Annotated in this window: 20 protein-coding genes; 13 read left to right on the forward strand and 7 right to left on the reverse strand. The window is 72.5% G+C overall.

Annotated elements, in window-relative coordinates:
- Positions 1–6: 6 nt before the first annotated feature.
- From AC0HI0_RS09525 to AC0HI0_RS09540, 4 genes are all read right to left on the reverse strand, one after another.
- A complete protein-coding gene (locus AC0HI0_RS09525; RefSeq protein ID WP_480931923.1) occupies positions 7–324 on the reverse strand; it encodes an antibiotic biosynthesis monooxygenase family protein in 318 nt (105 codons plus the stop codon).
- Positions 325–328: 4 nt separating this feature from the next.
- A complete protein-coding gene (locus AC0HI0_RS09530; protein WP_480931924.1) occupies positions 329–1,024 on the reverse strand; it encodes an antibiotic biosynthesis monooxygenase family protein in 696 nt (231 codons plus the stop codon).
- A gap of 93 nt (positions 1,025–1,117) precedes the next feature.
- A complete protein-coding gene (locus AC0HI0_RS09535) occupies positions 1,118–2,809 on the reverse strand; it encodes an NAD(P)/FAD-dependent oxidoreductase (protein WP_480931925.1) in 1,692 nt (563 codons plus the stop codon).
- Positions 2,806–4,308: an FAD-dependent monooxygenase gene (locus AC0HI0_RS09540; RefSeq protein ID WP_480931926.1), complete on the reverse strand. Its 1,503-nt coding sequence runs from the start codon at positions 4,306–4,308 to the stop codon at positions 2,806–2,808. The genes AC0HI0_RS09535 and AC0HI0_RS09540 overlap by 4 nt, the downstream gene beginning before the upstream one ends.
- A gap of 245 nt (positions 4,309–4,553) precedes the next feature.
- Between AC0HI0_RS09540 and AC0HI0_RS09545 the strand changes: the two genes are divergently transcribed.
- Together AC0HI0_RS09545 and AC0HI0_RS09550 are read left to right on the forward strand one after the other, a co-directional pair.
- Positions 4,554–4,985 carry a nuclear transport factor 2 family protein gene (locus AC0HI0_RS09545; RefSeq protein WP_480931927.1) on the forward strand — a complete coding sequence of 144 codons (432 nt, stop codon included), beginning with the start codon at positions 4,554–4,556 and terminating at the stop codon, positions 4,983–4,985.
- Entirely contained in the window at positions 4,982–6,850 is a 1,869-nt protein-coding gene (locus AC0HI0_RS09550) for a cation:proton antiporter domain-containing protein (protein ID WP_480931928.1), read from the forward strand. The genes AC0HI0_RS09545 and AC0HI0_RS09550 overlap by 4 nt, the downstream gene beginning before the upstream one ends.
- 9 nt (positions 6,851–6,859) lie before the next feature.
- On the opposite strand, the gene AC0HI0_RS09555 is transcribed toward AC0HI0_RS09550, so the two are convergent.
- Complete coding sequence (locus AC0HI0_RS09555) at positions 6,860–7,270, reverse strand: winged helix-turn-helix transcriptional regulator (RefSeq protein ID WP_480931929.1); 411 nt, start codon at positions 7,268–7,270, stop codon at positions 6,860–6,862.
- 146 nt (positions 7,271–7,416) lie between these two features.
- Between AC0HI0_RS09555 and AC0HI0_RS09560 the strand changes: the two genes are divergently transcribed.
- The 11 genes from AC0HI0_RS09560 to AC0HI0_RS09610 all read left to right on the forward strand — a co-directional run bounded on the left by AC0HI0_RS09560 (position 7,417) and on the right by AC0HI0_RS09610 (position 18,524).
- Positions 7,417–8,880 (forward strand): MFS transporter, encoded by a 1,464-nt coding sequence (locus AC0HI0_RS09560; protein ID WP_480931930.1) that lies wholly within the window; start codon positions 7,417–7,419, stop codon positions 8,878–8,880.
- Complete coding sequence (locus AC0HI0_RS09565; protein WP_480931931.1) at positions 8,881–9,282, forward strand: pyridoxamine 5'-phosphate oxidase family protein; 402 nt, start codon at positions 8,881–8,883, stop codon at positions 9,280–9,282.
- Positions 9,283–9,583: 301 nt separating this feature from the next.
- A complete protein-coding gene (locus AC0HI0_RS09570; protein WP_480931932.1) occupies positions 9,584–10,309 on the forward strand; it encodes a response regulator transcription factor in 726 nt (241 codons plus the stop codon).
- Between the two features lie 405 nt (positions 10,310–10,714).
- Positions 10,715–11,059, forward strand: a complete 345-nt coding sequence (locus AC0HI0_RS09575; protein ID WP_480931933.1) for a TcmI family type II polyketide cyclase — start codon at positions 10,715–10,717, stop codon at positions 11,057–11,059.
- Positions 11,056–12,327 (forward strand): beta-ketoacyl-[acyl-carrier-protein] synthase family protein, encoded by a 1,272-nt coding sequence (locus AC0HI0_RS09580; protein ID WP_480931934.1) that lies wholly within the window; start codon positions 11,056–11,058, stop codon positions 12,325–12,327. The genes AC0HI0_RS09575 and AC0HI0_RS09580 overlap by 4 nt, the downstream gene beginning before the upstream one ends.
- Positions 12,324–13,571 (forward strand): ketosynthase chain-length factor, encoded by a 1,248-nt coding sequence (locus AC0HI0_RS09585; protein WP_480931935.1) that lies wholly within the window; start codon positions 12,324–12,326, stop codon positions 13,569–13,571. Before AC0HI0_RS09580 ends, AC0HI0_RS09585 begins: the two co-directional genes overlap by 4 nt.
- On the forward strand, positions 13,568–13,819 hold the full coding sequence (locus tag AC0HI0_RS09590) for an acyl carrier protein (RefSeq protein ID WP_480931936.1): 252 nt from the start codon (positions 13,568–13,570) through the stop codon (positions 13,817–13,819). Before AC0HI0_RS09585 ends, AC0HI0_RS09590 begins: the two co-directional genes overlap by 4 nt.
- 17 nt (positions 13,820–13,836) lie before the next feature.
- Complete coding sequence (gene fabG / locus AC0HI0_RS09595; RefSeq protein WP_480931937.1) at positions 13,837–14,619, forward strand: 3-oxoacyl-ACP reductase FabG; 783 nt, start codon at positions 13,837–13,839, stop codon at positions 14,617–14,619.
- A 31-nt stretch (positions 14,620–14,650) separates the two neighbouring features.
- Positions 14,651–15,592 carry an aromatase/cyclase gene (locus AC0HI0_RS09600; RefSeq protein ID WP_480931938.1) on the forward strand — a complete coding sequence of 314 codons (942 nt, stop codon included), beginning with the start codon at positions 14,651–14,653 and terminating at the stop codon, positions 15,590–15,592.
- A 2-nt stretch (positions 15,593–15,594) separates the two neighbouring features.
- The gene (locus tag AC0HI0_RS09605) at positions 15,595–17,097 is read left to right on the forward strand and encodes an FAD-dependent monooxygenase (RefSeq protein ID WP_480931939.1); all 1,503 of its coding nucleotides are present in this window, start codon (positions 15,595–15,597) and stop codon (positions 17,095–17,097) included.
- Positions 17,082–18,524, forward strand: a complete 1,443-nt coding sequence (locus AC0HI0_RS09610) for an FAD-dependent monooxygenase (protein WP_480931940.1) — start codon at positions 17,082–17,084, stop codon at positions 18,522–18,524. The genes AC0HI0_RS09605 and AC0HI0_RS09610 overlap by 16 nt, the downstream gene beginning before the upstream one ends.
- Before the next feature lie 49 nt (positions 18,525–18,573).
- Here the strand turns inward: AC0HI0_RS09610 and AC0HI0_RS09615 are convergent, their stop codons facing one another.
- Positions 18,574–19,200, reverse strand: a complete 627-nt coding sequence (locus AC0HI0_RS09615) for an MBL fold metallo-hydrolase (RefSeq protein WP_480931941.1) — start codon at positions 19,198–19,200, stop codon at positions 18,574–18,576.
- Complete coding sequence (locus AC0HI0_RS09620) at positions 19,200–20,285, reverse strand: S-(hydroxymethyl)mycothiol dehydrogenase (protein ID WP_480931942.1); 1,086 nt, start codon at positions 20,283–20,285, stop codon at positions 19,200–19,202. Before AC0HI0_RS09620 ends, AC0HI0_RS09615 begins: the two co-directional genes overlap by 1 nt.
- Between the last annotated feature and the right edge of the window lie 107 nt (positions 20,286–20,392).

Raw genomic sequence — 20,392 nt, forward strand, 5'->3', positions numbered from 1 at the left:
CCTCCACTACCCGAATTCGACGACGACCTGGTAGGCCGCCGGGTTCGCGCCGGCACGCACGTCGGGGTCGAGCGCGCGGACGTGGGCCAGGAACTCGGGCCGCGACGTGGCCGCCTGCCACGCCGCGTGGCTGTCCCAGTGGGCGACGTTGACGAACTGGAACCGCGTGTCCGACGACAGTGCCCGGTGCAGCCGGGTGTCGCGGAACCCCGGTGCCCGGCTCATGATCTCCGCCCGCTGCCGCCACGACTCGACGAAGTCGTCGGCCCCCGCCGCGGGCACCTCGAAGATGTTGATCAACGTGATCGGTTCGTCGGCTGCCATGCGGCTACTGTCCCGCCGATCGCGTGTGCACGACGCGGTACGCGTTCCAGTCATGCGAAAGCACCAGCGATTCCAACCGGAGGTCCGACTTCTGCCGGGCCGCCGGCCGGTCGGCGGCGGGCAGCGCGTCGAACGCCGCGTGCGACGCCTCGTCGTCCCACTGCGAGTAGCAGACCGCGAACGACGCGTCGAGACCGCGCGCGGCCAGCCCGCGCAGCACCACGTGCGAGCGGTAGCCCGGCACGTCGAGCAGCCAGTCCCGGCCCTCGCCGAGCGCGTCGACCAGGTCGTCCAGCGCCTGCTCGGCCACCGTGTAGATGTCGATGACCGTGTAGTCGTCGCGGTCCGGGGAGACCTGGACGGCGTCGTCCTGGTCGGGGCGGTGCCGGGCGAACTCCGGCCGCAACTGCAACAGCCGGATCGACGTGGTGATCTCGGTGAACAGCGGCATGGTGCGGTGCCGGAACTCCTCGCCCGCGTACCGCAGTTCGAGGTCCTCGCCCCTGCGCCACTGGATGAGGTTCGCGGTGCCGAACCGCTTCACCCCGCTGTGGACGGTGCTGGAGATCCACCCCTGGAACGCCGCGGTGTCCACGATCCCGCGCATCGCGCCGAGCAGTCGGTCCTGGCGCTCGGACGCGTCGGTGGTGAACACGTTGAGGACGGTCAGGTGCTGGTCTTCCACGGAGATTCTGGGCATTGCGGTGCTCCTGTCGAAGTGCGTGGGTGTCGGGTCCCGGTCCGGCGGCCCCTCGCCGGGCGTCGCGGGGCCGGCCGGACCGGGCACGGGGTGCTAGCTGACCTTGCGGCCGCGCACCGCGGACTTGACCATCGCCGAGAGCATCGCCCGCCCCAGCACCTTGATCTCCGGCGGGGCCTGGACGTTGGCCCAGTACATGAAGTTCATCATCTGCCGCGAGGTGGGCAGGAAGAAGCGGTTGGCCTCCTCCTTCCAGCCGAACGGGGTGTTGACGACGTCGCAGTCCGCGATCGCCTGGAACAGCTGGTCCGCGGCCTGGTCGCCGGTGAGTTCGCCGACCTCGTACTTCTCGCACAGCTCGACCATGGTGTCGAACAGGCGCTTGAAGCTCGTGCTGTCCGGCCACCACAGGCCGGTGTAGGGCGACTTCTCCAGGTCCTTGAAGTGCTGGAGGTTCCCGTCGTCCAGGAAGTGCTGCCGGGCGCGCACCAGCCGCATCGACGAGGGCGTGGTGAAGCTCGCCCAGACCCGGAACACCCCGCTCCACAACCGGAAGTGCGAGAAGGCGATGTAGGAGCAGTTGACGATGTCGTCGTTGTAGCTGAGCAGACCGCGCTCCAGCCGCTCGACGTACTCGTAGCGCTCGACCGAGAAATCGTCGTCCCGCAACGAGTCCAGGACCCGGCAGACCAGCGCGTCGACCACCTCGAAGGTGTTGGCCAGGCCGCGCGAGTACAGCGGGTCGATGAACCCGGCCGCGTGCGACATCAACGCCCAGCGGTGCCCGACGGTCTGCTTGGAGGAGTACTGCAACCGGTCGGTCGACACCCACTCGCGCACCCGCCGCGCGCCGGCGAACTGCCGCTTCACCGCCGGGTAGCGGTCCAGGAAGGACTGGAACTCCTCCTCGGGCGTCAGGTCCTTCGGCTTCGGGTACATCCGCTCGTCGATGGTCAGGCCGACGCTGACGACCGGGTTCTTGGAGTCCTCGTAGTTGTCGAACGGGATGATCCAGAACCAGCCCCGGTCGATCATGTGGTGCAGCGTCCCGTTGTGGTAGGGCACCGGCGGGCGGCTCTCCTGGGGGTAGAAGCACACGTCGTCGTAGGGCTTGATCCCGATGAAGTGGGTGAACAGCGAACGCGCGTGGTGCTTGAAGCGCGGCGGGTTCTCCCGCAGGTCGAACTTCTCCGCCAGCGGCGAGCGGTAGCCGCTCGCGTCGATGAGGAACCGGGCCCGGAACACCTCGCCGTTGTGGCCGGTGACGGTCACGCCGTCGTCGTCGAAGTCGATGCCCGTCGCGCGCCAGTTCTGCCGCAGCGTGCAGCCGTACTTGGCGGCGACGTTGAAGTAGTACGAGTCGGTGTCCTGGCGGAACAGGTGGCCGGCCTCGGTCAGCGACTTGGGCGAGGCGAAGATGGCGGCCTCGTCGGGGTCCGGCTCCTGGCCGACGCCGTGCCTGATGAAGCCGAAGTGCCGCTTGCGGCCGTGGTGCGGGCCGATGTGCTTGGTGATGGCCTTGATGTCGAGCAGGTGCCGGATCTCGGGCACGTCGTAGCGCAGCGACAGCACGTGCAGCCACTCGATCAGGTTGGGGATCATCGACTCGCCGACCGCGAAGCGCGGGTGCTGGCCGGCGTCGACGAGCACGACCTTCGCGCCCTGCCGCGCCAGGCACGACGCGGTGATCGAGCCGCCCAGGCCGGAGCCCAGGATCATCACGTCGCAGTTGTGCGCCTGGCCGGCGGCGGTGGGCGTCGGTGCCGGTGCGTCCTTGGAGGTCACGACCGCACTCCTTCCTGGTGGGTGTGCTGTCCGGGGTGCGCGGGCGCGCCGAACCAGCGGGTCAGGGCGTCGGCGAGCCCGTCGGCCGAGCCGCCGGGCGACAGCCACGCGATGTAGCCGTCCGGGCGCACGAGCACGCTCGCGGCCGGCGCGTCGGGATCGGGCCGGGTCGCGGTGACCGCGGTGACGCGGTCGGCCCACGGCCCGGCGGTGTCGCGCAGGCCGGCCGAGTCGTGCAGGTCGAGCAGCACGCCCCGGCCCGCGTGCAGCAGCGCGTAGGTGCTGGTCTTCTCGTCGCCGACGAGCAGGTCCTGGTCGGGCAGGCGGCGGCCGAGCAGCGGGTGGCCGCCGCCGACGTCGTAGCGGATGTCCAGGCCGGTGCACATGCCGATCAGGTGCCGCCGGACCTCCTCGTGCGTGAGCAGTTCGGCGAACACGTCGCGCATCGGCTGCACGTCCGCGCCGCCGAGGTAGAGCGAGCGCTGCGCCAGCGTGTTGGCGATGATCCGGGTGGCGACCGGGTGCCGCTCGGAGTGGTAGGTGTCGAGCAGGTCGTCCGACGCCTGGCCCTTGAGCACCGCGGCGAGCTTCCAGCCCAGGTTCACCGCGTCGCCCAGGCCCGCGCTGATGCCCTGCGCGCCGATCGGCAGGTGCACGTGCGCGGCGTCGCCGGCCAGGAACACCCGGCCCCGTCGGTACTGCGCGGCCTGCCGGCTGGAGTCGGTGAAGTAGCTGGTCCACAACGGTTTCCCGGCGGTCACGTCCTCGCCGGTGACCCGCTGGAACGCCGCCGCGACCTCCTCGAACGCGGGCGGCTCGGCCCGCCGGCGGACCGGCGTGCCGCGCTCGTACACGGCGATGCGGACCGCCTCCGGCCCGAGCGGCAGGACCATCGCCATGCCCGCCGGGCCGACCTCGCCCACCGGGCGCAGCCGCAGCGGCAGTCCGGCGAAGTCCGCGGTCATCATCTCGATGGTCGCGTCGCTGCCGGGGAAGTCGATGCCGGTCAGCCGGCGGACGGTGCTGCGGCTGCCGTCGCAGCCCACCACGTAGCGGGCGCGCAGCCGCCGGGTGCCGTCGGCGTCGGTCACCGCCACCTCGGCGGCGTCCTCGGTGGTGGCCAGCCCGATGACGTCGTGGCCCCGCAGGATCCGCGCGCCCAGCCCGCCCGCCCAGTCGGCGAGGACCGATTCGGTGTAGGACTGGGGAATCCCGCGCACGCCGAAGTGGCCGCCGTCGACCAGGGTGAAGTCCATGGTCATCCCGCCGAAGTGGCCGATCGGGATGGTGTCCATCCGGCCGAAGCGCGGCAGCAGGCCGCGCTGGCCGAATTCCTCGATGGTCCGGGCCGAGAAGCCCAGCGCCCGGGACTGCCGAATGGGTTCGGCGAGCCGGTCCAGGACGATCGCGGACACCCCGGCCAGGTGCAGTTCGGCGGCCAGCATGAGTCCGGTCGGACCCGCCCCCACCACGATCACATCCGAATCGAAGTCATTCATGCATCCTCTTTCGACGGGCGTTTCCACCGAGTATCCAGAGGGCCCCTATCGACGTAAACGGCTGCTGCTACAGGGCTGCGACAACTACGTCAAATCTCCGACAGGGAATACCTCCCGGCAGCGCGTAACGGCTGGTCGTCGCAGGTCCACGGCCTGGTGGAGAGGGGTGTCCGGGTTGTTCCCGGCCAGGTCAAATTTGTGCCAAGTGGCTGGGTGCGGGCCGGTCGGCGGCTCATGCTCGGGCGATGTGCACACGCCATTCATCCGCCGATGCGGGCGCGCTCCTGGACCGCTACCTGATCACCCTGGACGATGAGGAACTCGACGACGAATGGGCCGCCCGGCTGTTCACCGAGGACGCCGTCGTCGAATTCCCGATGAGTCGGCACGCCGGTCTGGACGGGCTCGCCGAACACCACCGCGCGGCGCTCGCGAAGTTCGCCCGCACCCAGCACCTGAACTCGCCCGCGGTGGTCGACCCGGTCGGCGAGGACGAGGCCGTGCTGCGCGCCAACCTGATCTCCACGCAGGCCCACCACACCGCCGGCGAACCGCTGTTCACCAGCGGCACGCTGGTCACCGGGCGGGCCCGCCGGACCCCGGACGGCTGGCGGCTGACCGCGCTGGCCTTCCGCGTCGTCTGGACGACCGGCCGCCCGCCCGGGGCCGCGCGGTGACCGCGGGCGAGTGGCCACTGGCCATGGTCCTGGCCGGGATCGCGGTCGTGCTGCTCACCGGTGCGCTGCTCGGCCGGGTCGCGCCCCGGCTGCGCCAGCCCGCGGTGATCGGCGAGATCACCGCCGGGATCCTGCTCGGGCCCAGCGTGCTCGGCCGGCTGCCCGGCGACCTGCCGCACGTGCTGTTCCCGACCGAGGCCCGGCCGCTGCTCTCGGCGGTCTCCCAGGTCGGGCTGGTGCTGTTCATGTTCGTCGTGGGGTGGGAGTTCGAGCGGCGGCTGATCCGGCCGCACGCGCGGCTGGCCGCCGGGGTGTCGCTCGGGTCGGTGGTGCTGGCCTTCGGGTTGGGCGTGCTGCTGGCGACCGTGCTGCACCCGCACCACCTGGTGGTCGCCGGCCGGGAGATCCCGTTCCCGGCGTTCGCGCTGTTCCTGGGCGTGGCCATGGCGGTCACCGCGTTCCCGGTGCTGGCCCGGATCATCTCCGACAACAAGCTGGCCGGCACGCGGGTGGGCGCGCTGGCGCTGGCCGCCGCCGCCGTGGACGACGTGATCGCGTGGAGCCTGCTGGCCTGCGTGTCCGCGATGGTCCGCGCGGACGGCGACTACACCGACCTGGTGCTGATCGGCGTGGCCGGCGCCGGGTACGTGGCGGTGATGTTCGGCGTGGTCCGGCCGCTGCTGGCCCGCCTGGTCCGGCGCTGGGTGGCCGCCGGGCGGTGGTCCTCGCTGCTGGTCGTGCTGTGCGCGGGGGTGTTCCTGTCGTCGTTCCTGACCTCGGTGATCGGCATCCACGCGATCTTCGGCGCGTTCCTGTTCGGCTTCGTCATGCCGCGCGAGCACACCCGCGACCTGGTCGCGCACGTGCGCGAACCGCTGGAGCGGATCACCCTCGTGCTGCTGCCGGTGTTCTTCATCGTCACCGGCCTGGGCGTCGACCTGGGCGCGCTGTCCGGCGGCGACTACGTCGCGCTGGTGCTGATCATCGCGGTCGCCTGCACCGGGAAGCTGGTGGGCGCGATCGTGCCCGCGCGGCTGTCCGGCCTGTCCTGGCGCGAGTCGCGGGACCTCGGGCTGCTGATGAACACCCGGGGCCTGACCGAGCTGATCATCCTCAACGCCGCCGTGGGCCTGGGCGTGCTGGACGGCCGGATGTTCACCATGTTGGTGGTCATGGCGCTGGTCACGACCGCCCTGGCCGGCCCGCTGCTGTCCCGCCGGGCACCGGTCCCGGCCGAACCCGTCCCGGCCGCGCCTCCCGACGGGGCGCGCCCGGCCGTTCCGGACCGACCGGGCGAGGTCGGACCCCACCTGGAAAGGACTCCGATGACCGAGCCGCAGCACGCCGCAGGACAGCACGCCGAACCGGTGGACGCGACCGCGTTGCGCCGGGTGTGCGCGCACTTCGCGACCGGCGTCACGGTGGTCACCGCCGGCACGCCGGGCACGTCGGCGGGCACCACCGTCAACTCGTTCACGTCGGTCTCGCTCGACCCGCCGCAGGTGCTGTTCTGCCTGCACCGCGAGTCCCGGCTGCGGCCGGTGGTGCGGGCGTCGGGCGGGTTCGTGGTCAACTTCCTGACCCGCCGCCAGGAACCGCTGGCCACCGCGTTCGCCGGGCGCGACTCGGCGCAGGTCGAGGACGTGGCGCACCGCCGGACGGCGGCCGGGCTGCCGGTCATCGGCGGCGCGCTGGCGTTCCTGGCGTGCCGGCTGATCGCCGAGTACGACGGCGGCGACCACCGGATCTTCCTCGGCGAGGTGGTGGAACTGGGCTCGGCGCACCTGCAGGAGGACCCGCTGATCTTCTACCGGGGCGCGATGCGGTCGCTGGACCACGCGCTGGTCGAGCCGTTCCCGCACTGAGCCGACCGGTCAGGACCGGCGGGCGGCCTGCCGCTCGGCCGCGGCGTCGAAGTCGCCGCGCGCCTGCTCGACCTTGGGCATGTTGTGCGAGGTCCACGTGGCCAGGGTGGCGAACAGCGGCGCGAGGCTGCGGCCGAGTTCGCTGATCTCGTACTCCACCCGGGGCGGGACCTCCGGGTGGTAGGTGCGCACCACGAGCCCGTCGCGCTCCAGTTGGCGCAGCCGCTGGGTGAGCACCTTGGGCGTGATCGTGCCGATCGCCCGCTCCAGCTCCACGAACCGGAGCTTCCCGAACTCGTTGAGCGACCACAGGATCGGCGTGGTCCACCGGCTGAAGACCAGGTCCACCACCGGGCCGATCGGGCAGGCGTGGTCGGGGCTCACCGGCGCCCCGGCCGCCGCGCTCGCGGTCTCCACCACGGTGTCCTCCTCCGGGAAGTCACTTTCCTCTAGGTACCTACTATACCCGCGCTGTTAGCGTGGCCCGGTCGCGGCGACAACGCACACCGATGGACCGAACCCGCCACTTCGCGGTGGCCCACCCGAGCTCTGAGGAGCGCAGCCGCATGTCCGTTTCAGAATCGACCACCAGCGACCCCGGTCGGGTCCGGAGTCCCGGATTGGTCCTGGCGTTCCTGTGCATCGCCGGGTTCATGACCTTCCTCGACGTGTCGATCGTCAACGTCTCCCTGCCGACGATCGAGCACGAACTGCACATCGAGGAGACCTTCCTCCAGTACGTCGTCACCGCCTACGGCACCGTGCTCGGCGGGTTCCTGCTGCTCGGCGGGCGGCTGGCGGACACCTTCGGCCGCCGCCGGCTGCTCCAGACCGGCCTGGTCGTGTTCGCGGTCGCGTCGCTGATCGCGGGCGTCGCGCAGGGGCCGTTCATGCTGATCTCCGCCCGAGGGCTGCAGGGGCTCGGGTCGGCGCTCATCGCCCCGGCCGCGCTGAGCCTGCTCACCAGCACGTTCGCCGAAGGCCCCGCCCGTGCCCGCGCGCTCGGCGTGTGGGGCGGCGTCAGCGGTATCGCCTCCGTGGTCGGCGTCGTCCTGGGCGGCGTGTTGACCGAGGGGCCGGGCTGGCGGTGGATCTTCTTCATCAACGTGCCCATCGGCATCGCGGCGGCCGTGGTCGCGCCGATGATCGTGTCCGAGAGCCGTGGTTCGGAGCGGCGGCGCAAGTTCGACGTGGCCGGTGCCGTCACGCTCACCGCGGGTCTGGTGCTGTTCATCTACACGCTGGGCCAGACCGTGGACTGGACGTGGGGGTCGATCAAGACCATCGGCTGCCTGACCGCCTCGGCCGTCCTGCTGCTCGCCTTCCTGGTGATCGAGCGCCGGTCCGCCGAACCGCTGATCCCGCTGTCGATCTTCCGCAACCGGGTGATGACCACCGCGAACATCACCGCCGTGTTCATGATGGGCACGCTGGTGACGCTGTTCTTCTTCGCCAGCCTGTTCATGCAGCAGGTGCTGGACTACTCGCCGATGACCACCGGCCTGGCCTACATCCCGATCGCCGCCATCGTGTCGGTCGGCGCGGGGGTGTCGCAGGGCCTGGTCAGCAAGGTCGCGGCCAAGCCGGTCCTGCTGGCCGGGCTGCTCATGGCGTTCACCGGGATGGTGCTGCTGTGGCGGCTGCCGGTGGACGCGACCTACGTCGTGCACATCCTGCCCGCGTTCCTGATCACCGGGTTCGGCATGGGGCTGGCGTTCGTGCCGCTCCAGGTCGCGGCGTTCGCCAGGGTCGAGAAGAAGGACTCGGGCCTGGCCGCGGGCCTGATCAACACCAGCCAGGAGGCGGGCGGCGCGCTGGGCGTGGCGGTCGCGGCCAACCTCGCCTTCGCGCTGATCCCGGAGCTGACCGCGTGGGCGGGCGACGACCCCGCGCGGCTCGACGAGGGCCGGGCCACGGTGTTCCACGAGGCGTTCCTGGTCGGGGCGGGCTTCGCGGTCGCGGCCGTGCTGGTCGCGCTGACGCTGCCGATGATGAGGGCGTCGGAGCACCAGCCGACGCCGGTGGCCTAGATGAGCGGCAGCGTGTCGTTGAAGTTGTCCGAGGCCGCCGAGCAGTTCCTCGCCCAGGACGCCCTGTGCGCGCTGACCACCTGCCGGCCCGACGGGTCGCCCCACGTGGCCCCGGTCCGGTTCACCTGGGACCCGGAGTCGGGGCTGGCCAGGGTGATGACGGTGGTCACCCGTCGCAAGGTGCGCAACATCGTGGCCGACCCGGCGGCGCGCGCGTCGCTGTGCCAGATGGTCGGCTACCGCTGGGTGACGCTGGAGGGCACGGCGGTGGTGTCGGACGACCCGGCCCGGGTGGCCGAGGGGGTCCGCCGCTACTTCCACCGCTACGGCCAGGCCCCGCCGAACCCGCCGGGTCTCGTGGTGGTCGAAGTCCGGGTGGACCGCGCGCTGGGCGTGCTCTGAGCACGGGTGCGGAGGTGTCGGGCGCATTCCGACACCTCCGCCCGGTGCCGGGCGTTGTTCGGCGCGGTGCCGCACCGGGCGGGTCCGGGGATACCGGCGGGGCTAAATACTTCGTCTATTGAAGGATTCCGCGCGGTGCCCGTGCCGCATCGCGCACAGTTGATTACGGTCTGATATGGATTGGTTTGCACGAATCCGGACAAGTGGTGCACGGCACTAATCTTTGACAGATTGTGTGAGGCTCTGTACTGTCCACCTCGGGGTTATGCACGTATCTCACGTGGCATCCGGGGGGAAGCCGATGAGCCAGCCTTTGATCAATTCGCCGGAGACGCGATTAGCCGGAGCGGTGGCGGCCACGTCGTCGACCGCGTGGCGGGTGCTCGTGGTGGAGCACAACGCGCAGGCGCTGGAAGTCCTCGCCAAAGGGCTGCGCCGGCACGGCCACGAGGTGCGCGGCGCGGAGACCGGCGGCGAGGCGTTGCGGTGCTACGGCGACGCGGACATCGTCCTGCTCGACCTGGAGCTGGCGGACCTGGACGGGCTGGAGGTCTGCCGCGAGATCCGGTCGAGCTGCGACGTGCCGGTGATCGCGGTCGCCGCGCGCGGCGCGGAGCTGGAACGGGTGCTCGGCCTGCAGGCCGGCGCCGACGACTACGTGGTCAAACCCTACGGCTTCCGGGAACTCATGGCGCGCATGGACGCGATCATGCGGCGGGCCCGACCGCGTCCGCCGGAGGCCCGGATCGTGTCCTGCGGGCCGCTGTGCGTCGACCCCGGCTCCCGCGAGGTGCGCCTGCACGGCAGGCCGGTCGACGTCACGCGCAAGGAGTTCGACCTCCTGTTCCTGCTCGCCTCGCACCCCGGCACGGTGGTGTCGCGGCAGCGGATAATGCGCCAGATCTGGGGCGACTCGTGGTCCCGGCGCACCGTCGACACCCACGTCAGCAGTCTCCGCAACAAACTCGGCGGCAGCGACTGGATCATCACCGTGCGCGGCGTCGGTTTCCGCCTGGGCGGTGGGTGAGGAGAACACGTCCGGCACCGGGCGGTCCCCGTTTCGGGGGCCGCCCTTTTGCGTGTCCGCACCCCCCGGGCGGGCCCGGGTATTTGACCGGGATCTGACGTATCCGTGGCAGTCCCGCGCATCCGGTGCCGGTCGCCTGGAAAACGTGACCGAACCCTGCAACCGGTCGTATTGAATACCCCCGGCCGGCTCGCCAATCATGGATTCGGGATCGCAGACGCGTTCGGAGGACATTCCCGCGCGTCGCCGGAGGAGTCGGGGGACGGGTACGTGCGGACAAAGCCGATCACCGATCGCGCCACCTCGACGGCGGCCCACCGGCCCGCCCGGCCCGGCACCCGCGCGCTCACCCAGTTCCGAGTGGACGCCTCCGGCGACCGCGCTCGGCGAGATCAGGAGTGGACAGTGACAGTGGGACGCACGCACAGCACGTTGATCGTGGCGCGGATGGACGCCGCGTCCGGCGCCTCGGTCGCCGGGATCTTCGGCGACTTCGACGCCACCCCGATGCCGCACCGGATGGGCACCCGCCGGCGGCAGCTCTTCTCCTACCGGGGCCTGTACTTCCACCTGCAGGACTTCGACGGGGACAACGGCGGCGAGCTGATCGAGGAGGCCAAGACCGATCCGCGGTTCGTCGCGATCAGCCAGGACCTCAAGCCGTTCATCGACGCCTACGACCCGCGGACCTGGCGCTCGCCCGCCGACGCGATGGCGACCCGGTTCTACCACTGGGACGCGGCCGAATGACCGGGCGACGCGTGGTCATCACCGGCATCGAGGTGCTGGCGCCGGGCGGCGTGGGCACCAAGGAGTTCTGGAGCCTGCTCGACGAGGGGCGCACCGCCACCCGGATGATCAGCACCTTCGACCCGTCGCCGTTCCGGTCCCGGGTCGCGGCGGAGGTCGACTTCGACGCCGAGGCGCACGGCCTGACCCCGCAGGAGATCCGGCGGATGGACCGGGCCGCCCAGTTCGCGGTGGTCACCGCGCGCGGCGCGGTCGCGGACAGCGGCGTGGAGCCGGCGGGCCTGGACCCCTACCGGTTCGGGGTCACGATCGGCAGCGCGGTCGGCGCGACCATGGGGCTCGACCAGGAGTACCGGGTGGTCAGCGACGGCGGCCGGCTGCACCTGGTCGACCACGAGTACGCGGTGCCGCACCTCTACGGCTACCTGGTGCCCAGCTCGTTCGTCGCCGAGGTGGCGACGGCGGTCGGCGCGCGCGGTCCGGCCACCCTGGTCTCCACCGGGTGCACCTCCGGCATCGACTCGGTGGGCTACGCCGCCGAGCTGATCCGCGAGGGCTCGGCCGACGTGATGGTCGCCGGGTCGTCCGACGCCCCGATCTCGCCGATCACGCTGGCCTGCTTCGACGCCATCAAGGCCACCACCCCGCGCCACGACGACCCGGCGAGCGCGTCCCGCCCGTTCGACGGGACCCGCAACGGGTTCGTGCTCGGCGAGGGCGCGGCGGTGTTCGTGCTGGAGGAGCTGGAGAGCGCCCGCCGGCGCGGCGCGCACGTCTACGCCGAGATCGCGGGCTACGCGACGCGCAGCAACGCCTACCACATGACCGGCCTGCGCCCGGACGGCCTGGAGATGGCCGAGGCGATCCGGCTGGCGCTGGCCGAGGCCCGGCTCAACCCGGACCAGGTCGACTACGTCAACGCGCACGGCTCGGGCACCAAGCAGAACGACCGCCACGAGACCGCCGCGTTCAAGCGCGCACTGGGCGAGCACGCCTACCGCGTGCCGGTCAGCTCGATCAAGTCCATGGTCGGCCACTCGCTCGGTGCCATCGGCTCCATCGAGATCGCCGCGTCCGCGCTGGCCATGGAGCACGACGTGGTGCCGCCGACGGCCAACCTGCACACCCCCGACCCGGAGTGCGACCTGGACTACGTGCCGCTGGAGGCCCGCGACCACCGGACCGACGCCGTGCTCACCGTCGGCAGCGGGTTCGGCGGGTTCCAGAGCGCGATGGTGCTGGCCCGGCCGGATCGGCGGGAACCGTGACCGGCCGGGTGGTGGTGACCGGGCTCGGCGTGGTCTCGCCGAACGGCCTGGGCGTCGGCGACTACTGGCGGGCCACCCGCGTCGGCCACAGCGGCATCGGCCGGATCACCCGCTTCGACCCGTCCGGGTACCCGGCGCGGCTGGCCGGCGAGGTGAGCGGGTTCGTGGCCGAGGACCACCTGCCGGGCCGGCTGCTGCCGCAGACCGACCGGATGACCAGGCTGGCGCTGGTGGCCGCCGAGTGGGCGCTGGGCGACGCGGACGTGCGGCCGGAGGAGGTCGGCGCGTTCGACATGGGCGTGGTGACGGCGAGTTCGTCGGGCGGGTTCGAGTTCGGCCAGGGCGAGCTGCGCAAGCTGTGGAGCCAGGGCAGCAAGCACGTCAGCGCCTACCAGTCCTTCGCCTGGTTCTACGCGGTCAACAGCGGGCAGATCTCCATCCGCAACGGGATGAAGGGGCCCAGCGGGGTCGTGGTCAGCGACCAGGCGGGCGGGCTCGACGCGGTGGCGCAGGCCCGCCGGCTGGTCCGCAAGGGCACGAACCTGGTGGTGTCCGGCGCGGTCGACGCGTCGATCTGCCCGTGGGGCTGGGTCGCGCAGCTCGCGAGCGGGCGGCTGAGCACGTCCGACGACCCGGCCCGCGCCTACCTGCCGTTCGACCGGGCCGCGCGCGGCCACGTGCCGGGCGAGGGCGGCGCGATCATGGTCGTGGAGTCCGCCGAGGCGGCCGAGGCGCGCGGGGCCGAGGTGTACGGCGAGATCGCGGGCTACGGCGCGACGTTCGACCCGGAACCCGGCCGCGACCGGGGGCCGGGGCTGCGCAAGGCGATGGAGATCGCCATCGCGGACGCCGGGCTGACCGCCGATCAGGTGGACGTGGTGTTCGCCGACGCGGCGGCCGTGCCCGACCTCGACCGGGCGGAGGCCCGGGCGATCACCGACGTGTTCGGGCCCGGCGGCGTCCCGGTCACCGCGCCCAAGACCATGACCGGCCGGCTGTGCTCCGGCGCGGCACCCCTCGACCTGGCCGCCGCGTTCCTGGCCATGGCCGAGGGCCTGATCCCGCCGACGGTGAACGTCGAGGTGTCCGCGGCCTACGAATTGGACCTGGTCGGCTCGGCACCCCGGGCCGCCCAGCTGTGCACCGCGCTGGTGCTCGCGAGGGGCGAGGGCGGGTTCAACTCCGCGATGCTCGTCCGCCGCTGCGAGTCCGCGCCCCGACTGCGGAAGGACGACCTGACATGACCGACTCGTTCACCTTGGACGACCTGGCCCGCATCCTGCTGGACTGCGCCGGGGCCGCGGAGGACGTCGACTTCGACGGCAACGCGCTGGACAAGCGCTTCGAGGACCTCGGCTACGAGTCGCTGGCCCTGCTGGAGGCGCTGGGCCGCATCGAGCGCGAGTACAGCACTTCCCTGGACGACTCGCTGGCCGACGCGGAGACCCCGCGCGAGCTGATCGACGCGGTCAACGCCCACCTCACCACCTGACCACCCCTGGGGGACGAATGTCGCACCAACAACGGGTCGCCCTGGTCACCGGGGCCACCAGCGGGATCGGCCTGGCCGTCGCCCGGACGCTGGCCGGGCAGGGCCACCGGGTGTTCATCGGCGCGCGCACCGCCGCGAACGTGGACTCGACGGTCGCGCGGTTGCGCGAGGACGGGTTCGACGTCGCCGGCGCAGCGCTCGACGTGCGGTCCGGGGAGTCCACCCGGGACTTCGTGCGGGCCGCCGTGGACCGGTTCGGCCGGGTGGACGTGCTGGTCAACAACGCGGGCCGCAGCGGTGGCGGGGTCACCGCCGACATCGCCGACGACCTGTGGCAGGACGTCATGGACACCAACCTCACCAGCGTCTTCCGCACCACCCGTGAAGTCCTGACCGCAGGCGGCCTGCGTGACCGGAAGTGGGGCCGGATCGTCAACATCGCGTCGACGGCGGGCAAGCAGGGTGTGGTGCTGGGTGCGCCGTACTCGGCGTCGAAGCACGGTGTCGTGGGGTTCACCAAGGCGTTGGGCAACGAGCTGGCGCCGACCGGGATCACGGTGAACGCGGTGTGCCCGGGTTATGTGGAAACGCCGATGGCGCAGCGGGTCCGGCAGGGGTACGCGGCGGCCTACGACACCACCGAGGACGCGATCCTGGAGAAGTTCCAGGCGAAGATCCCGCTCGGCCGCTACTCCACGCCCGACGAGGTCGCCGGCCTGGTCGGCTACCTGGTCTCCGACGTCGCCGGTTCGATCACCGCGCAGGCGCTCAACGTCTGCGGCGGCCTGGGCAACTTCTGACCCGCCCCACCCAACCCGAGGAAGTGGTGACATGACGCACCCGCAGCGGTCCGTCGAGCACGAGATCGTGGTCTCGGCACCGGCCGCCGGGCTCTACCGGCTGATCTCCGAGGTGGAGAACTGGCCGAGGGTCTTCCCGCCCACGATCTACGTCGACGTGCTGGAGAGACGGGGCAACGAGGAGCGCATCCGGATCTGGGCCACCGCCAACGGCGAACCCAAGAGCTGGACCTCGCGCCGCGTGCTGGACCCCGAGCACCTCCGGATCGGGTTCCGCCAGGAGGTCTCCGCCGCGCCCGTCGCCTCGATGGGCGGCACGTGGGTGGTGGAACCGCTGCCCAGCGGCCGGTCCAGGGTGCGCCTGCTGCACGACTACCGGGCCGTCGACGACGAACCGGGCGCCCTGGACTGGATCGCCGAGGCGGTCGACCGCAACTCGCGGTCCGAACTGGCCGCGTTGAAGGCCAACGCCGAACTCGCGCACTCCGCCGAGGGGCTCGCCTTCACCTTCGAGGACACCGTCCAGGTCGACGGGTCGGCGCGGGACGTCTACGACTTCCTCAACGACGCGCACCTGTGGTCGCGGCGGCTGCCGCACGTGGCCGCGGTCGACCTCGCCGAACCCGCGCCGGGCCTGCAGTCGCTGGAGATGCAGACCCGCGCGACGGACGGCTCCACGCACGTCACCAAGTCCTACCGGGTGACCTTCCCGCACCACCGGATCGCCTACAAGCAGGTCACCCTGCCCGCGCTGATGACCGTCCACACCGGGTGCTGGACGCTGGTCGAGAACGAGCGCGGGGTGGCGGCGTCGTCGCAGCACGCCGTCATGCTCAACACCGCGAACATCGCGGCGGTGCTGGGCGCGGACGCCTCGGTGGCCGACGCCCGCGCCTACGTCGAGAAGGCGTTGAGCGCCAACAGCCGGGCCACCTTGGCGCACGCCAAGGACTACGCCGAGAAGGCCGGCTGACCGTGGCCGGGGACACCACCGAGGTCGTGGTCGTCGGGGCCGGGCCGGTCGGGCTGCTGCTGGCCGGCGAGCTGCGGCTGGGCGGGGCGGACGTGGTCGTGCTGGAACGGCTGACCTCCCGCACGACCGAGTCGCGGGCCTCCACCCTGCACGCGCGCACGATGGAGGTCCTCGACCAGCGCGGCCTGCTCGACGTGCTCGGCGGCCCGCCGTGCGAGCCGCGCGGCCACTTCGCGGGCATCCCGCTGGACCTGGCCACGTCCGGCCCCTACCCGGGCCAGTGGAAGGTGCCCCAGGCCACGACCTCGGACGTGCTCGAACGGTGGGCGGTGGGGCTCGGCGCGGACGTCCGGCGCGGCTGGGAGCTGCTCGACCTCGCCGAGGACGAGGACGGCGTGCGGGTCGTGGCGGCGACACCGCAGGGCACCCGGCGGCTGCGCGCCGCGTACCTGGTCGGCTGCGACGGCGAGGACAGCACGGTGCGGGCGCTGACCGGGGTGCCGTTCCCCGGCCACGACGCCCGCCGCGAGATGCTGCGCGCGGACGTGGCGGGCATCGCGATCCGGGACCGCCGCTTCGAACGCCTGCCGCACGGCCTGGCGATCGCGCGGCGCGGCCCGGACGGCGTGACCCGGGTGATGGTGCACGAGTCCGGCACCGCGCCGGCCGCCGGCGAACCGGACTTCGCCCGGGTGGTCGACGCCTGGAAGCGGGTCGCCGGTGATGACATCGGCGGCGGGGAACCGTTGTGGGTCAACGCTTTCGGCGACGCCTGCCGGCAGGTCGACCGGTACCGGCGGGGCCGGGTGCTGTTCGCCGGCGACGCCGCGCACCGGCAGCCGCCGATCGGCGGCCAGGCGCTCAACCTCGGGCTCCAGGACGCCGCCAACCTGGGCTGGAAGCTGGCCCTGGCGGTGCGCGAGCCGGTGCCGGGGTTGCTCGACAGCTACCACGACGAACGGCACGCGGCCGGGGCCCGGACCCTGGGCGGCATCCGGGCGCAGGCCGCCCTGCTGTTCGGCGGCCCGGAGGTCGAACCGGTCCGCGCGCTGCTCGGCGAGCTGATCGGCACCGAACCGGTCCGGGCCCGGCTGGCCGGGGCGATCAGCGGCCTGGACGTGCGCTACGACGTCGGCCCCGGCGACCACCCGCTGCTCGGCGCGCGGCTGCCGGCGACCGAGCTGTCCACTTCGGACGGACCGACCACGACGGCGGTCCTGCTGCGCGCCGGGCGCGGCCTGTTCGTGGACTGCACCGGCGACCGGGCCGCGCCGCTGTCGTGGGCCGCGCTGCCGTGGGCGGACCGGATCGCGGTCGTGCCGGCCGACCGCCCGCGCACCGGCCCGCTCGCGGGCGTTGCGGCGGCGCTGGTCCGGCCGGACGGCCACCTGGCGTGGACCGGCGGCGACCAGGCGGGCGCGGTCGCCGCGCTGCGGCGCTGGTTCGGCCCGCCGCACCCGGCACCGACTAGGGACTGGAGGGGAGTGTCGTGGACACGGACGTGATCGTCGTCGGCGCGGGGCCGACCGGGCTGATGCTGGCGGGTGAGCTGTGCCTGGGCGGTGCCCGGGTGGTGCTGCTGGAACAGCTGGCTCAGCCCACCGGGCAGTCGCGGGGGCTCGGTTTCACCGCGCGGGCGGTGGAGACCTTCGGGCAGCGCGGGCTGCTGCCGTGGTTCGGCGAGGTGGAGACCAGCCGGCTGGGCCACTTCGGCGGTGTGCAGTTCGACTACGGCGTGTTGCCCGACGGGCATTTCGGCGCGCGGGGCATTCCGCAGTCGCGGACCGAGGCCGTGCTGGCGAAGTGGGCCGGGGAACTCGGCGCGGACGTGCGTCGGGGTTGGGAAGTGGTGGACTTCGCGGACGACGGGGACGGGGTGACGGTCACCGCCGCTGCTCCGGAAGGGGTGCGTCGGCTGCGTGCGGCGTACCTGGTCGGTTGTGACGGTGGGCGCAGCGTGGTGCGTGGTCTGGGCGGGTTCGACTTCCCGGGCACGTCGGCGACCCGGGGGATGTACCTGGCCGACGTGGTCGGCTGCGACCTGCGGCCCCGGCCGCTGGGGGAGCGGCTGCCCGGCGGCATGGTGATGGCCGCCCCGCTCGGCCCCGGCGTCGACCGGGTCATCATCTGCGAGCACGGCACGCCCGCCGGGCGCGGCGGGCCGACCACCTTCGCCGAGGTGGCCGACGCGTGGCAGCGGCTCACCGGCGAGTCGATCCACGGCGGCGGCGCGGACTGGGTCAGCTCGTTCACCGACGCCACCCGGCAGGCGAGCGAGTACCGGCGCGGCCGGGTGCTGCTGGCCGGGGACGCCGCGCACATCCACCTCCCGGCGGCGGGCCAGGGCCTGAGCACCGGGGTGCAGGACGCGGCGAACCTGGGCTGGAAGCTCGCCGCCGTCGTGCGCGGCAGCGCGGGCACCGACCTGCTGGACACCTACCACGGCGAACGGCACCCGGTCGGCGCGCGCCTGCTGATGAACACCAGGGCGCAGGGCGCGGTGTTCCTCGGCGGCGACGAGGCCGAGCCGCTGCGCGAGCTGTTCGCCGAGCTGATCGCGCACGACGACGTCAAACGCCACCTGGCCGGGATCGTCAGCGGCTTGGACGTGCGCTACGACGTCGGCCCCGGCGACCACCCGCTGCTCGGCCGCAGGCTCCCACCCCGCCCGCTGCACGGCGGGATCGACACGATGTGCCTGCTGCACCGGGGAAAGGGCGTGCTGCTCGACCTCGCGGACGACCCGCGCACCCGCGCGGCGGCGGCCGACTGGCACGACCGGGTGGTCACCACGACCGCGGCGGCGCTCGACCCCGAGGCGCTGGGCGCGTCGTCGGCGGTGCTGGTGCGGCCGGACGGCTACGTCGCGTGGGTCGACGGCGACCCGGCCGACCTGACGGCCGCCCTGCACCGCTGGTTCGGCGCTCCGTGACGGTGTTCCCGGCGGCGCGGGCGACCGCACCGCCGGGAACACCGCCGGGTCAGCCGGCGCGGGTGATCCAGTCGCCGAGGTGCGGGGCCTCGGCGCCGATCGTGGTGTCGTCGCCGTGCCCGGTGTGCACGACGGTGTCCTCCGGGAGCACCAGCAGCCGCTTGGTGATCGACTCGATGATCGTGTCGAAGTCCGAGTAGGACCGGCCGGTCGCGCCCGGACCGCCGTGGAACAGGGTGTCGCCGGTGAACACCGCACCCAGCTCCGGGGCGTGGAAGCAGCACGCGCCGGGCGCGTGGCCCGGGGTGTGCAGTACGCGCAGGGCGGTGCCCGCGACCTCCACCACCTGACCGTCGGCGAGGTCGCCGTCCGGGGTGGTGCCCGGGTGCACCAGGTCCCAGAGCACCCGGTCGGCCGGGTGCAGCAGGACCGGCGCGCCGGTCGCCGCGGCGAGGGCCGGCGCGACCCGGACGTGGTCGTCGTGGGCGTGGGTGGCCAGGATCGCCTTGACCTCGCGACCGCCCACGACGTGGAGGATCTTGTCCACGTCGTGCGGCGCGTCGACGACCACGCACTCCCGGTCGTCGCCGATCACCCACACGTTGTTGTCCACGTCGAAGGTCTGGCCGTCGAGGCTGAACGTGCCGCGCGTGACGCCGTGGTCGACGCGGGTCATCAGAACACCACCACCGAGCGCAGCACGTCGCCGTGGTGCATCTTGGTGAACGCCGCCTCGACCTGGTCCAGCGCGATCGTCTCGCTGACGAACGCGTCGAGGTCGAGCCGGCCCTGGAGGTACAGGTCGATCATGTACGGGAAGTCGCGCGAGGGCAGGCAGTCTCCGTACCAGGACGACTTGAGCGACCCGCCGCGCGAGAAGAAGTCGATCAGCGGCAGGTCGATCCGCATGTCCGGCGTCGGCACGCCCACCAGGACCACCGTCCCGGCCAGGTCGCGGGCGTAGAACGCCTGCCGCCAGGTCTCCGGCCGGCCCACCGCGTCGATCACCACGTCCGCGCCGAACCCGCCGGTCAGCTCCTGGACCCGGGCCACGGCGTCCTCGGACGAGGCGTCCACGGTGTGCGTCGCGCCCAGGCCGCGCGCCCACTCCAGCTTGCGCGGGTCGATGTCCACCGCGACGACCGTGGTGGCACCGGCGAGCCGCGCACCGGCCACCGCCGCGTTGCCGACCCCGCCGCAGCCGATCACCGCGACGCTGTCGCCGCGCCCGACGTTGCCGGTGTTGACCGCCGCGCCGAACCCGGCCATCACGCCGCAGCCGAGCAGCCCGGCCACCGTCGGCGACGCCTTCGGGTCGACCTTCGTGCACTGCCCGGCGTGCACCAGCGTCTTCTCCGCGAACGCCCCGATGCCCAGCGCGGGCGAGAGCGGCGTGCCGTCGGCCAGCGTCATCGGTTGGCCGGCGTTGTGGGTCGCGAAGCAGTACCACGGCTTGCCCTTGAGACAGGCCCGGCACGCGCCGCAGACCGCACGCCAGTTCAGCACCACGAAGTCGCCGGGCGCGACGTCGGTGACGCCCTCGCCGACCGACTCCACCACCCCGGCCGCCTCGTGGCCGAGCAGGAACGGGAACTCGTCGTTGATGCCGCCTTCCCGGTAGTGCAGGTCGGTGTGGCAGACCCCGCAGGCCTGCACCTTCACCACGGCCTCGCCCGGACCGGGATCGGGGACCACCACGTCCACCACCTCGACCGGAGCGCCCTTGCCCCGTGCGACCACGCCGCGAACCGTCTGAGCCACGAAGTTTCCTCCTCGAATGCGTGCAGTCCGAGTCTGTTCTATGCCACGCACCCGCGCACCCGAAAACCCGCCCCCCGGCCCGTTCCACAGTGGAACCCCGAACCCGG

The sequence above is a fragment of the Saccharothrix sp. NBAS 001 genome (assembly GCF_056640475.1).

Bases quoted from the DNA above. Each gene is read 5' to 3' on its own strand.
- AC0HI0_RS09525 (WP_480931923.1), bottom strand. From the start codon at position 324: ATGGCAGCCGACGAACCGATCACGTTGATCAACATCTTCGAGGTGCCC.
- AC0HI0_RS09530 (WP_480931924.1), bottom strand. From the start codon at position 1,024: ATGCCCAGAATCTCCGTGGAAGACCAGCACCTGACCGTCCTCAACGTG.
- AC0HI0_RS09540 (WP_480931926.1), bottom strand. From the start codon at position 4,308: ATGAATGACTTCGATTCGGATGTGATCGTGGTGGGGGCGGGTCCGACC.
- AC0HI0_RS09545 (WP_480931927.1), top strand. From the start codon at position 4,554: ATGTGCACACGCCATTCATCCGCCGATGCGGGCGCGCTCCTGGACCGC.
- AC0HI0_RS09560 (WP_480931930.1), top strand. From the start codon at position 7,417: ATGTCCGTTTCAGAATCGACCACCAGCGACCCCGGTCGGGTCCGGAGT.
- AC0HI0_RS09565 (WP_480931931.1), top strand. From the start codon at position 8,881: ATGAGCGGCAGCGTGTCGTTGAAGTTGTCCGAGGCCGCCGAGCAGTTC.
- AC0HI0_RS09570 (WP_480931932.1), top strand. From the start codon at position 9,584: ATGAGCCAGCCTTTGATCAATTCGCCGGAGACGCGATTAGCCGGAGCG.
- AC0HI0_RS09580 (WP_480931934.1), top strand. From the start codon at position 11,056: ATGACCGGGCGACGCGTGGTCATCACCGGCATCGAGGTGCTGGCGCCG.
- AC0HI0_RS09590 (WP_480931936.1), top strand. From the start codon at position 13,568: ATGACCGACTCGTTCACCTTGGACGACCTGGCCCGCATCCTGCTGGAC.
- fabG (WP_480931937.1), top strand. From the start codon at position 13,837: ATGTCGCACCAACAACGGGTCGCCCTGGTCACCGGGGCCACCAGCGGG.
- AC0HI0_RS09600 (WP_480931938.1), top strand. From the start codon at position 14,651: ATGACGCACCCGCAGCGGTCCGTCGAGCACGAGATCGTGGTCTCGGCA.
- AC0HI0_RS09615 (WP_480931941.1), bottom strand. From the start codon at position 19,200: ATGACCCGCGTCGACCACGGCGTCACGCGCGGCACGTTCAGCCTCGAC.